This is a genomic window from Paenibacillus azoreducens (genome assembly GCF_021654775.1).
GTDB lineage: Bacteria > Bacillota > Bacilli > Paenibacillales > Paenibacillaceae > Paenibacillus_AQ > Paenibacillus_AQ azoreducens.
Genome location: NZ_AP025343.1, coordinates 5,756,883 through 5,769,807, shown reverse-complemented (window position 1 = coordinate 5,769,807; position 12,925 = coordinate 5,756,883). Strand labels below are relative to the sequence as shown.

The following is a 12,925-nucleotide window of genomic DNA, read 5'->3' as shown; positions in this document are numbered from 1 at the left end:
AAAAAAACAAGGGCTGCCGCAATATCTTGGAATAATACCGCTTGAGACCATTTGTCATCATGTGGTATGATTTGGAATAACAGCATAATCTTTGTTTGGGGAAGCACCTCTCTAGGAAATAGTCCAGAGGGGTGCTTCTTTTTTGTTGTGCTGAATTTGATGGGGAGGTAGACGTATGCAAACCGTATTTATGAATCGCTTGGCTAAGAATGAGAAGGGGGAAGGTTTGGCCGAGGTATGGATCGGCGAGGGAGAAGGGATTTGGAAACTGGGCTGGAAGGAAGCCGGGAAGGACGGGGAGGTTCAAGAGAGCCTCTGGTATGAAGGCGGATCCTGGAATGAAATGCTGCATATCTACCGTCACGGTCTGGCGGTCAAACTGGGTGAAGGTTTCCGGCCGCTGATTGACGGCATGTTTCATGACGAGGAGGAGCAGAAGGGGAAAAGCCAGCCGGTTCAAAGGCTATATTGCTACAGCGAGCTGAACTATAACGAAGAGTTTTATAATGAGCTCTGCGCCTGGCGCCGCAAGAAAGCCGCAGCCGAGAGAAAAGCGCCTTATTTCATTGCGACCAACCGGCTTTTGCGGTTGATCAGCACTTTTGTGCCGCTGACTTTGGACGAATTGCTGCAATTGCCCGGCGTGGGAGACAGCAAGGCGGCGGAATATGGCGCGGAGCTGCTGGAAATTACCGCTGGACGCGAACGCAGCCAAGGTTTCCCTCTGGATTGGGTGCAGGATTTGCTGGATGAACAAACCTACGCGACCTGGATTTATAAGCAAAAGGAGCAAAAATACAGACAAGACCTCGATAAATACCGGACCAAGCAATTGCTGCTCAGAGGGGTTCAAGAAGGCAAACGTTTGGAGCAGCTTGAACAGGAAAGCGGCCTGACGAGACGAGAGCTGGTGGAAACGTTGGAACAGCTTGAAAAAGACGGCTATGATGCGGAAACACTGATCGCAGTCGAACTTCATGAGATGCCGGAAACAGAGCAGGAAGAGGTGTGGAGTGCGTTCGAGGAGCTGGGAGACGCATTGTTGAAGCCTGTGCTGCAGCGCGTTTACGGCCAAGAGGCGGCGTCAGGTCCGCTGCTCGAACTGCGTTACGAACGGCTGCGCCTGATCCGGATCCGGTTCCGCAGGGAGGCCGAAAGCAGACGGAATGCAGGGTAAGGAGCGGGTACTGGCGACATATTCAGCACTTATCTTTCCCTAAAGCAAAAGGACGAAGGAGCTTTACTCTGACAAAGCGCTCTTTCGTCCTGGTTGTTAGAAACGGGGATGGCTTAAAGTGCGTGTTCAAAAAGGCCGGTTTTCAGCACCGAGAAGGTTGGATGAAGCTAGGGACTGAGGAGCGGAGCGTACGTAGTGGGTACGTGAGCACCAGAAGGCCCGGTTGAATTCAAGATTCGATGCCGAGTTCACTTCCTGATTCACTTCGTGATCAAAAGCGGACTTTTTGAACAACCTCTTAAAGCCAGTCCTTTTTGCGGAAGATCAGCAGCATGCTCACCGCAAGCACAACCATGATCCCGATCACGAAAAAATACCCGTATTTGAAATGCGTTTCGGGCATGTTGTCAAAGTTCATCCCGTAGATCCCCGTTATGACGGTCAGCGGCATGAATATCGTCGTAATCGCGGTAAAAACGCGCATGATTTCATTGGCACGGTTGGCGATACTGGATTGGTAGGCTTCGCGAAGGTTGCCCATCAAATCGCGGAAGGTGTCAAAAGTTTCGGATATTTTAACGGCATTTTCGTAGATGTCGCTGAAATATTTTTGCAGCTGATCATCAATGAGCCGCAGATCTCTTTTGTTGAGCGTGTTAATCAATTCTTTTTGCGGCCCCAACACTTTTTTCAGCCACAAAATTTCACTTCGCAGCCCGATAATTTCATTCAAATGCGATTTTTTGGTGTGCATCAAAATATCTTCTTCCAGCTTCTCGATCTTGGCTTCGATCCGGTCGCCTACCGTAAAGTAGTTGTCTACAACGAGGTCGATCAGCAGATACAAAAAGCGGTCCGGAGTACTGACTTCCTGTTCCCATAAAATGGGTTTCAAGCTGCGAAGCTCATGGATCTTCTGTTTGGTCACCGTAATGATAAAGTGGCGGCCCAAAAAGACGTTAAGCGAACGCAGGAAAATTTCCTCGTCATCAAAACGGATGGAATTTACAACGATAAAATAGTGATTTTCGTAGATTTCGATTTTGGGACGTTGTTCTTCTTCGCTAAGGCAGTCTTCCACGGCCAAATCATGCAGGGAAAACAGCGGCTGCAATAGCGCAAGGTCGTCCACGTCGGCATCGATCCAATAGAATCCTTCGGGCGGGGCTGTCATGGTAGTTTGGATGTCGTCAATCGGGCTGAAAACGCCCGCATTCACCAACCGGATTTTCATCTGATCTTCACTCCTCCATCCCCTTCATGCCCGGCATGTCAGGGAAAGCTTTATTTAAAGCACAGGAAAGAAATCAGCATGGCCGGTGAGAATTTCGGAAGAATTAAACGGGGAACCCGTTAGACAAAGTCAGCGAAAAACTTCCCTGTGCGAGCAAGCTGATTTCAGTTCTATGCGATTGTGTTGAATTGGACTTCAGCTTCGGGCTCGGGTCGCCTTCCATCTTACATGTCACCTCTGTCATATGGGTTTTCAAACACTTGTCTAGTATACGCCGAGCCATCTGACCTTTCAAGCAGAAAATAGACGGCTCCTGCGCCTGTTTTAGTGTATGACAAAGGCTGGAAGTACACCTGAAAATAATCGGTTCAAAGTTTTTTCACGGGCTCTTGACGAAGGATGTGATTATGATTTAAAGTATTGATCAAGAATTACAAAAGATTTTAAATAAAACTTCATACAGCGAAATCTTATCAAGAGCAGGTGGAGGGACTAGCCCGATGAAACCCGGCAACCGGCGTGCGAGCGCACGGTGCTAATTCTTGCAGGAAGCAGCTGCGACAAGCGGATGTTTTTCTGACAGATGAGAGAGGCGTATAAATTAACGATAATGACCTTTCTCTATCCGGGAGAGGTCATTTTTGTTTGATGTGCACCTTGCTCCCCGAATGATTTTCGCCACCTAAAAAAGGAGTGTTGAATCATGCCGATTAAAATTCCGGACGCGCTGCCGGCAAAAGAGATTCTTAGCGGAGAAAATATTTTCGTTATGGATGACAGCAAGGCGTACCATCAGGATATCCGTCCGCTGCGGATTGCCATTCTGAACATCATGCCTACCAAGGAAACCGCGGAAACCCAGCTTTTGCGCTTGCTTGGCAACTCGCCTCTGCAGGTTGACATCACGCTGCTGCATCCAAGCTCGCATACGTCCAAGAATACGTCCCAGGAGCATTTGCAGGCATTTTACAAGACGTTTGACGAAGTGCGGCACCGCCGGTTCGACGGCATGGTTATTACCGGAGCTCCGGTTGAGCGGCTTGATTTTAAAGATGTGACCTATTGGGATGAACTTGGTGAAATCATGGCTTGGTCCAAAACCAACGTCACTTCGACGCTGCATATATGTTGGGCTTCACAGGCGGGACTGTATTATCATTTCGGCGTGCCGAAGTGGGATTTGGAGAAAAAATGCTTCGGCGTATTTCCGTTCACAGTCAACCGGCAAAATGTCAAGCTTCTCCGCGGCTTCGACGAAATTTTCTATGTGCCCCATTCCCGTCACACCGAGGTCCGGCGCGAGGACATCGAAAAAATCGACGAACTCGAAATTCTGACCGAATCCGGGGAAGCGGGCGTAGATCTGGTGGCTACCAAGGATGGCAAACAGATTTTTGTGTCAGGTCACTTCGAATACGATCCTTATTCTTTGAAATGGGAATACGAGCGCGACATTGCCAAGGGAATGGAAATGGAGATTCCGAAGAACTATTATCCAGACAATGATCCAAGCAGGATTCCGCCGGCGGTATGGCGCGCCCATGCCAACTTATTATTCTCAAATTGGCTGAATTACTATGTATACCAAGAAACGCCTTACGACATTGGAGAAATAATGGAAGTGTGGCCGCAGATCTGACGTATGATCATATCCAGGGAAAACATGGGGGAGAGCAAGATGGAGAAGAAACCATTAAATATCGAAAGCAGGCTTGCGCAGATCGGTTCAATGGAAGATCCGGTAACCGGAGCGGTGAATTTCCCGATTTATCAGGCGACGGCATTCCGGCATCCGAAGCTGGGGCAAAGCACAGGATTTGATTATGCGCGTACAAAAAGCCCAACCCGCAGTGTACTGGAGAAAGCGGCTGCAGAGCTTGAATCGGGGGATGCAGGATTTGCCTGTAGTTCCGGCATGGCTGCATTGCAGACGATTTTTTCGCTGTTTGCGCAGGGGGATCACTTGATCGTTTCGTTAGATCTGTATGGAGGCACGTACAGACTGCTTGAAAGAGTACTTTCGAAATTCGGAGTCAGCGCAAGTTATATTGATACAAATGATCTTGATGAGCTGGAAAAATCGCGCCGTCCGGAAACAAAGGCCGTTTTTATTGAAACGCCTACCAATCCGTTGATGATGATCACCGATATTGAGAAGGTGGCAGCATGGGCCAAGCGGCATCAACTGTTGACCATTGTGGACAACACGCTCCTTACGCCGTTCTTTCAGCGTCCGATAGAGCTTGGGGCTGACATCGTCATTCATAGCGCAACCAAATATTTGGGCGGACATAACGATGTATTGGCAGGTTTGATCGTAACCAAAGGCAAGGAGCTGTCGGAGGAGATGTTCTTTTTGCATAACTCCATTGGAGCCGTGTTGGGGGCAAGCGATTCTTACCAACTGATGCGGGGGATGAAGACGCTGGCATTACGGATGGAGCGTCATGAATCGAATGCCAAAGCCATCGCCGAGTTTCTGAAGACGCATCCCGCAGTCGCCGAAGTATTTCATCCGGCATTCCCGGAACATCCGGGGCATGAAATTCAAAAGAAGCAATCCAACGGAAATACGGGGATTTTCTCCTTTAAAGTCAAGGATGCCCGTTATGTGGAACCGGTTCTCCGAAATATCGAGCTGATTGCTTTTGCCGAAAGTTTGGGCGGCGTTGAGTCTCTGATGACCTATCCGACTGTCCAGACCCATGCGGACATACCGGAGGAGATCCGCAAAAAGGTAGGCGTGGATGACCGCCTGCTGCGTTTCTCGGTAGGTATTGAGCATATCGACGATTTGATTGCCGATCTCGGGAGAGCGTTGGATGCGGCGATGGAGGAAATTGAAGGAGGGAAGCAGCATGACTGAGCACAATAAAGAACAAAACGGCCATGATGCACGGAAGTTTGCTACCAAACTTCTGCATTTCGGTTCTGAAATAGACAGTGCAACCGGAGCGTCCAGCGTTCCCATTTATCAGGCTTCAACCTTTCACCACGAGGATGTATTCAATCCTCCGGTACATGATTACAGCCGCTCCGGCAATCCGACCCGGCAGGCGTTGGAAGACTATATTGCACTGCTTGAAGGCGGGGTGCGCGGATTCGCTTATTCATCCGGCATGGCCGCGATTTCCAGCACTTTTATGATGTTGTCCGCAGGCGATCATATGATTGTCACGGAGGATGTATACGGCGGTACATACCGTCTGCTTACCAGCATATTGAACCGTCACGGCATCGAAAGCACTTTCGTGGACATGACGGATCTGGATCAGGTAAAGGCGGCTCTGAAGCCGAATACGAAAGCCGTATATATGGAAACGCCATCGAATCCAACGCTCAAAATTACCGATATTGCGGCGGTCACCGCCTGGGCGAAGGAACATGATCTGTTGACAATGCTTGACAACACGTTTATGACCCCATACTATCAGCGGCCGATTGAGCATGGCGTGGATATTGTGCTGCACAGCGCAACCAAGTTTCTGGGCGGACACAGCGATGTGCTGGCCGGACTGGCCGTAGCGCGCACACCTTCCATCGGCAAAGCGCTCAAACAACTGCAGAACGGACTTGGAACCGTGCTGGGTGTTCAGGAATCCTGGCTGCTCATGCGGGGGATGAAAACATTGCAGGCGCGGATGAACCACAGCGAACAGAGTGCAGCCGTATTGGCGGCTTGGCTGAACGGACGTCCGGATATTGAGCGGGTATATTATCCGGGATTGCTCGACCACCCGGGGCGGGAAATTCATGAAAAACAATCTACCGGATACGGAGCCGTTGTCTCCTTTGATGTAGGTTCAGGTGAACGGGCCAAACAAGTGCTGAACAAAGTCCGCATTCCGCTTGTGGCCGTAAGCTTGGGCGCAGTGGAAAGCATTCTCTCTTATCCTGCGATGATGTCCCATGCCGCAATGCCGGCGGAAGTTCGCCAGGAACGCGGTATTACCGACGGATTGCTCCGCTTCTCCGTGGGCCTTGAGGATATTGATGATCTGATTGCGGATCTGGATCAGGCCCTGAAAGGATAAGACCGTGTTAGAAAGTGCCGCCATCCGCGGCACTTCTTTTTGTGTCGATTTTGTGAAACTGGGAATGAGAGACCTTGAAAATACTGGATTTAAGTGGATTGTTATATTAAGCCATAAGAAAGTGAAGTTTTTCTCAATAAGAAATTATGATAAGATAATGTGGACGGTTTGAATGATAGGGCTGACACTCTATTCTTAACAATAGAACGGCTCAAAACTAGTACTTGATATGATGCGAGTTGACCGCTACGGATCCGGATCGTTCTTCCAATCGCTGTTGTCCCCAAATTTCTTGATTACATTCTAAAAGTAGAAATTCGGTGACAAAGCGTATGCTTTCGATGCCAGCTTTTCTTCGGAAAGCTTTTAGGCGAACGCTATCGCTTCTTCAGAATAGATTCCGTCTCCTTCGCTCCTCCGCTTCTTTACAAATACTAATTAAGTTGTCGAGCTAATTAAACAAGTTAATTACTGTCGTGTAAGCCCTATAAGATATATAGTAGAAAAATGATAAGGAGGCTGCCGGAGTTGAGCACAGTAGATCAAATCTTGGATAAAGCGCTACGGGGAGAACGCTTGAATTTGGAAGACAGCGTGACCCTGTTTGAAAGTGAAGAAATTGAAAAAATTGGCCATGCCGCCGATATCATGATGAAGAGAAAACATCCGGACCCGATTACAACCTTCGTCATTGGACGGAATGTCAACTATACGAATATTTGCGATACGTATTGCACGTTTTGCGCATTTTATCGCAGACCCGGACATGCAGAAGGTTATGTGCTTCCGGATGAAGTCATTTTCCAGAAAATCAAAGAAACGGAAGACGTGGGCGGAACCGAGATTTTGATGCAGGGCGGTACGCACCCTGATTTGCCTTTCAGCTATTATACCAATCTGCTCCGCGGCATCAAGCAGCGATTCCCGAATATTACGATGCATTCATTCTCTCCGGCGGAAATCCGTAAAATGCAAGAGGTTTCCGAAGGGTTATCCCTGGAAGAAGTGGTTCGCCAGCTGCATGAGGCCGGTTTGGATTCACTGCCTGGCGGCGGCGCCGAAATTTTGGATGACCGCATCCGCAAAAAAATCAGCCGTCATAAAGGGACTTGGCGCGACTGGATGGATGTCATGCAAACAGCGCATAAAATCGGCATGAACACAACTGCTACGATGGTGATCGGATTTGGCGAAACGATGGAAGAACGCGCGCTGCATATGCTGCGGATCCGTGACGCCCAGGATGAATGTATCGCGGGTGGATACGATTCCAAAGGATTCCTTGCATTTATTCCATTTACGTTCCAGCCGGATAACACAAGCCTCAAGCGGGAGCGCGAGACGCCGGAAGCTTACTTGAAAACCGTAGCGATCGGCCGCCTTGTACTCGACAACGTTCCGAATCTTCAGTCCTCGTGGGTAACGATGGGACCTGAGATCGGCAAATTGTCTCTTAGCTACGGCTGCAATGATTTCGGCAGCACCATGATGGAGGAGAATGTCGTTTCTTCCGCCGGAGCTGTCTATAAGGTTAACATTGCTTCCATCCTGCGGTTGATCCGTGAAGCTGGCAAAATTCCGGCTCAGCGCAACACCCGCTACGACATCCTGAAAGTGTTTGAAGAAGGAACGGAAGTTGAACGCGACTTTGTTATGCAGAACTAATCCATATATATAAAATACTTCTGTTCACGAACCCTCGCTTCGATTCCGAAGCGGGGGTTTTTTTGAGCAGTATAGAATTTATAAGTTTTTTTGGGGGTCCCCGCAAAGTATTTGGAATAAGCATCGAAGCATAGGCTCCACTTTGTGGGGTTATTTGAGCCCTGTTTAATGCAAAGTTCGCTTTTTCCAACTGTTTCATGTCGATTCAGACTGAGAAATGTTAGCCTGTTTTCCATCGATCCCTCCCGTATATCCCCCCTGTAGAGACATATACTTTGTAAGAAGGATTTTTGAAAGGAGTGGACCCCATGGAACTGTTCAGCATTGCAGCCCGAATCGCAACATTGCATGAGGCGGATGAATTTGGCCGCATGGTTTCGGAAGCGAACCAGACTTTACATAAAAAGTACAAATCTCTGGACATCAGCTGCACGGTCCATGAGAAAGTGATGCTCTGGCGCTGCCGTGAGGATGATCCGCGTTTTTTCAAGGGTAACCATCTTCAGCATGTATATGTAACAGCCGCCAAAACGGTGGCGGAATATGTTTTGCAGGTGAAGGAGCAGCGGCTTGTCAGGAAGATTTTGGAGGATGAGTTTGATTTTCCGGAGCCGGAAGAACATGCGCAAATCCTGAAACATTGCGGGATGATTTTGGATCGGGGTCCGGGTCCGGATGAATCATGGAAACGACGCCAAGACATGTTGGAACAGGGGATCAGACAATGTTTGGCTGAAAGGCCGCTGCTGCATGTGGACGGTTTTCTCACCTTTCGCGCTCAGGGATACATGAAAGAGCTTAAGGAAATCGTCGAGTATGCGGTGGATGAATTTCTGATGGAACGCCAGTATGAAGAATTTGTGCACATGCTCAAATATTTCGTGTATTTCCAACAACCGCAAGTACCGCTGGTTCATTTGATTCATAAAGGCGGGCAGGAAATATTGCTTCTGGATGAAGAAATGAAGCCTCTCCAATACCGCAATGATGAAAACGTGGTGGTGGAGCGGCTCGATCAGCAGGATTTGCAGATGGAGGATACGGTAGTGACGACTTTGATCTCCGTTTCTCCCGCCAAAATCATCATCCACACCCGGGAACCTCATATGGCAGTCATCCGGACGTTGTCGCAAATTTTTGAGCAGAGGATTGAAATCTGCAGATATTGCCCCGATTGCCACGCTTATTTCCGTGAGGGCGGGGAAGTTATAACTTGACGGCCGGGCGGACTGGGACTTATAATTACACATAATTCGATAAAAGCTTCGACAAAGACATGGATCAAGAGAACAGGACGTTTCAGAGAGGGAGAACGAAGGCTGAAATTTTCCCACGTTAATCGGCTCTGGTCTACCCCTTTGTAGCTGCGGTTAGGAAGGTTTTCGCTTTTCAGTTGGAAGCTTGTATGAGCCGCCGGGTCATTCCGTTATCAGATGCTGATGAAGGATAACTGCTGTTTGCATGTAATAGTAGACGCGTTATCGAACTTGGGTGGAACCACGGGTGCAAACACTCGTCCCTTATTGCTAAGGGATGGGTGTTTTTTAATGCTTTTTTTTGGAAAATTAAAGGAGGAATTGAAGTGGCAGTTAGTATCAAGCTTCCGGACGGATCAGTCCGGGAATACGCGGAAGGAAGTACAATTGAGGATGTTGCTGCATCAATCAGCAGCGGTTTGAAGAAAAATGCAGCGGCCGGAAAAATAGACGGAATCGTTGTCGATTTGTCAACTCCGCTCAAAGAGGGCGCCACGATTGAAATTGTAACCCTGGATTCGCCGGATGGACTCGAAGTAATGCGCCACAGTACGGCTCACTTGATGGCTCAGGCGGTCAAACGCCTGTTTGGTGCGAAAGAAGTGAAGCTCGGCGTAGGTCCGGTGATCGAAGGCGGATTTTACTATGATATGGATCTTGAGCATCCTTTGAATCCGGAAGATCTGCAAAAAATCGAAAAGGAAATGGAACGTATCGTTGGTGAAAATCTGCCAATTACGCGCAAAGAAGTCAGCCGTCAGGAGGCGCTTGATGTTTTCGGCGAACTGGGAGATCCATATAAACTCGAATTGATCAATGCATTGCCTGAAGACAGCGTGATTTCGATTTACGAGCAGGGCGAATTTTTTGATCTCTGCCGCGGACCGCATCTGCCTTCCACAGGCAAAATTAAGGTGTTCAAGCTGATGAATGTAGCTGGCGCTTACTGGCGCGGGGACAGCAAAAACAAAATGCTGCAGCGCGTCTATGGTACTGCATTCGCCAAAAAAGCACAGCTCGACGAACATCTGCATTTGCTCGAAGAAGCCAAGAAACGCGACCACCGCAAACTAGGCAAAGAACTCGAAATTTTCACTTTCTCCCAGCTTGTGGGACAAGGCCTGCCAATGTGGCTGCCTAAAGGCGCCAAGCTGCGCCGTACGCTGGAACGTTATATTGTGGATCTGGAAGAAAGCCTTGGCTATCAGCATGTATACACTCCGGTACTTGGCAATGTAGAACTTTACAAAACTTCGGGACACTGGGATCACTATCAGGAAGATATGTTTCCTAAAATGGAAATGGATAACGAAGAACTTGTTCTTCGTCCGATGAACTGCCCTCATCACATGATGGTGTATAAAAGCTCGATGCACAGCTACCGCGATCTGCCGATCCGGATTGCCGAGCTGGGCATGATGCACCGCTATGAAATGTCCGGCGCTTTGACAGGTCTTCACCGCGTACGTGCGATGACCCTGAACGATTCCCATATCTTCTGCCGTCCGGACCAAATCAAGGAAGAGTTCCTGCGCGTAATCCAGTTGATCACGAAGGTATATGAAGACTTCGGCATCAAGGATTTCCGTTTCCGGTTGTCTTACCGCGATCCGGAGGACACCGAGAAATACTTCCAGGACGACGAGATGTGGGAAATGTCCCAGCGTATGCTGCGTGAGGTTGTCGAGGAAACCGGCATTCCGTTCTTCGAAGCGGAAGGGGAAGCGGCATTCTACGGTCCGAAACTGGACGTGCAGATCCGTACGGCGCTGGGCAAGGAAGAAACGCTGTCTACCGTACAGTTGGACTTCCTGCTGCCTGAACGCTTTGAACTGGAATATGTCGGCGATGATGGTCAAAAACACCGCCCTGTCGTTATTCACCGCGGTATTTTGAGTACGATGGAACGTTTTACGGCATTCCTGCTTGAGAATTTCGCGGGTTCGCTGCCGCTTTGGCTGTCTCCGGTTCAGGTGAAAGTCATTCCGGTATCGACTGCTTTTGAAGATTACGCGAAGCAGGTGGCTGATCAGCTGCAGCTTGGCGGCGTTACGGTTGAAGCCGATCTCCGCAATGAAAAATTGGGATACAAAATCCGTGAAGGCCAGTTGGAAAAAGTACCTTATATGTTCATCGTTGGCGAAAACGAGATGAATGCGGGCTCCGTCTCCATCCGTAAACGCGGCGAGGGAGATCTGGGCGCCATGCAGCTTGCCGAAGCGGTAGCCATGTTGAAAGAACAAATCGCAAACCGCGTTATTTTCTAAACCGAATGTTGAGCTATATCAATCCTCTGCCATGAACCATGCATTCAAGGCGCGATCAAGAAATTTGAGCAGTCATTTTCTTGATCGCGCCAAATTGCATGTATAAACGCCAAATCATCTGGACATCCTCGGAAGTAAAGGGGGAGGATTTCAATGATGAAGGTAAAAACATGGCAGAGGATTTTATTATGTGTGCTTTTGTTCGGATTGTTTGCGGATACGCCGAATCTGTATGCTGCTGCATTTTCAATGATGCCAAGTTTTACGGTAAATGACAGCAAATCCAATTTTAAATCCGATTCCAATCCGATGATTGCCGAGAAAAATGATTATTATCTCAAACCGTTAAAATATGCTTCGAAACCGGAAATGTTCAAGATCGTCGATATAAACAAGGAGAAAGCGGAACGTTTGGCCATGAAATCGAAAAAGGATTTCTTGCCCCAATACCCTATGGCGCTGCCAGCGTTGGTTAAGCCGGAAACCAAAGTCAATCAGCCTGGGAAGAAACAGGGAACCGTTGCGGTAACAGCCCCTAGACAGAATCAAATCATCCATACCGTTAAGGTTATGGCTACCGGCTATACCGCCGGTTATGAATCGACAGGCAAACGGCCGTCGCATCCGCAATACGGTATCACCTATTCAGGCGTCAAGGTCCGCCGGGATAAAAACACCATCTCGACGATTGCAGCTGATCCGCGCGTATTTCCTATGGGAACCATCTTGTATATTCCTGATTATGGATATGCCGTGGTGGCCGATGTTGGTTCTGCGATCAAGGGGCGGAAAATCGATTTGTATTTTGCGACGACCAAACAGGTGTATAAGGAATGGGGCAAAAAAGAAGTCGAAGTTCAGGTCATTAGACGCGGAAACGGCAAATGCAGCGAAAAGATGCTGGATACATTAGGCAAAGCTATTCAGACCTATAAGTCCGTCCCTGCTTCACTGCTGGAGGAAGTCATCTAGAAGTTTTTGATTGCATAAATTTCGTGGGGTTTCACATACTACAGACTGGGGAAACAAACTCCCCCCGGCAGCTGAGGTTTGCCGTTTACGACAAGCTCAGGGAGGTGAAACCAGCCATGAAAAAACAACAACAAGGCAGCTACTTGACGCCAAACGAAAAGTTCAAAACTGAATTTGGCGAAGACACTGCTAACACTCCTACGACTCAAACAGGTACGAGCGCTCGCACTGGCAGTGCAGGTAGTGCCGGCAGTACTGGCAGCTACAAAACGCCAAACGAGAAGTTTGACGAAGAATTCAAACCAACCGATCAGGCTTAA

General features: G+C 48.7%; 10 protein-coding genes and 1 riboswitch. Of the genes, 9 read left to right on the top strand and 1 reads right to left on the bottom strand.

Annotated features, from left to right (window positions below; translation table 11 throughout):
* The first annotated feature begins 175 nt into the window (after window positions 1-175).
* Window positions 176-1,177, top strand: a complete 1,002-nt coding sequence (locus L6442_RS25515; protein ID WP_212977024.1) for an HRDC domain-containing protein — start codon at window positions 176-178, stop codon at window positions 1,175-1,177.
* 298 nt (window positions 1,178-1,475) lie between these two features.
* Here L6442_RS25515 and corA read toward each other — a convergent pair whose 3' ends face one another.
* Window positions 1,476-2,411: a magnesium/cobalt transporter CorA gene (gene corA / locus L6442_RS25510; RefSeq protein ID WP_194229846.1), complete on the bottom strand. Its 936-nt coding sequence runs from the start codon at window positions 2,409-2,411 to the stop codon at window positions 1,476-1,478.
* 467 nt (window positions 2,412-2,878) lie between these two features.
* Window positions 2,879-3,001, top strand: a riboswitch (SAM riboswitch).
* Window positions 3,002-3,114: 113 nt separating this feature from the next.
* Between corA and metA the strand changes: the two genes are divergently transcribed.
* From metA to L6442_RS25470, 8 genes are all read left to right on the top strand, one after another.
* The gene (metA, locus tag L6442_RS25505) at window positions 3,115-4,050 is read left to right on the top strand and encodes a homoserine O-acetyltransferase MetA (RefSeq protein WP_212977023.1); all 936 of its coding nucleotides are present in this window, start codon (window positions 3,115-3,117) and stop codon (window positions 4,048-4,050) included.
* 39 nt (window positions 4,051-4,089) lie between these two features.
* Window positions 4,090-5,277, top strand: a complete 1,188-nt coding sequence (locus tag L6442_RS25500) for an aminotransferase class I/II-fold pyridoxal phosphate-dependent enzyme (protein WP_194229844.1) — start codon at window positions 4,090-4,092, stop codon at window positions 5,275-5,277.
* Window positions 5,270-6,445 carry an aminotransferase class I/II-fold pyridoxal phosphate-dependent enzyme gene (locus L6442_RS25495; RefSeq protein WP_212977022.1) on the top strand — a complete coding sequence of 392 codons (1,176 nt, stop codon included), beginning with the start codon at window positions 5,270-5,272 and terminating at the stop codon, window positions 6,443-6,445. The genes L6442_RS25500 and L6442_RS25495 overlap by 8 nt, the downstream gene beginning before the upstream one ends.
* A gap of 528 nt (window positions 6,446-6,973) precedes the next feature.
* Window positions 6,974-8,110, top strand: coding sequence for a cyclic dehypoxanthinyl futalosine synthase (mqnC, locus tag L6442_RS25490; protein ID WP_194229842.1), 1,137 nt, complete (start codon window positions 6,974-6,976; stop codon window positions 8,108-8,110).
* Window positions 8,111-8,418: 308 nt separating this feature from the next.
* Window positions 8,419-9,327 (top strand): putative sporulation protein YtxC, encoded by a 909-nt coding sequence (locus tag L6442_RS25485; RefSeq protein ID WP_212977021.1) that lies wholly within the window; start codon window positions 8,419-8,421, stop codon window positions 9,325-9,327.
* A 365-nt stretch (window positions 9,328-9,692) separates the two neighbouring features.
* The gene (gene thrS, locus L6442_RS25480) at window positions 9,693-11,633 is read left to right on the top strand and encodes a threonine--tRNA ligase (protein WP_212977020.1); all 1,941 of its coding nucleotides are present in this window, start codon (window positions 9,693-9,695) and stop codon (window positions 11,631-11,633) included.
* Between the two features lie 453 nt (window positions 11,634-12,086).
* Complete coding sequence (locus L6442_RS33190; protein WP_373871788.1) at window positions 12,087-12,605, top strand: 3D domain-containing protein; 519 nt, start codon at window positions 12,087-12,089, stop codon at window positions 12,603-12,605.
* Between the two features lie 116 nt (window positions 12,606-12,721).
* On the top strand, window positions 12,722-12,925 hold the full coding sequence (locus L6442_RS25470; protein WP_212977018.1) for a hypothetical protein: 204 nt from the start codon (window positions 12,722-12,724) through the stop codon (window positions 12,923-12,925).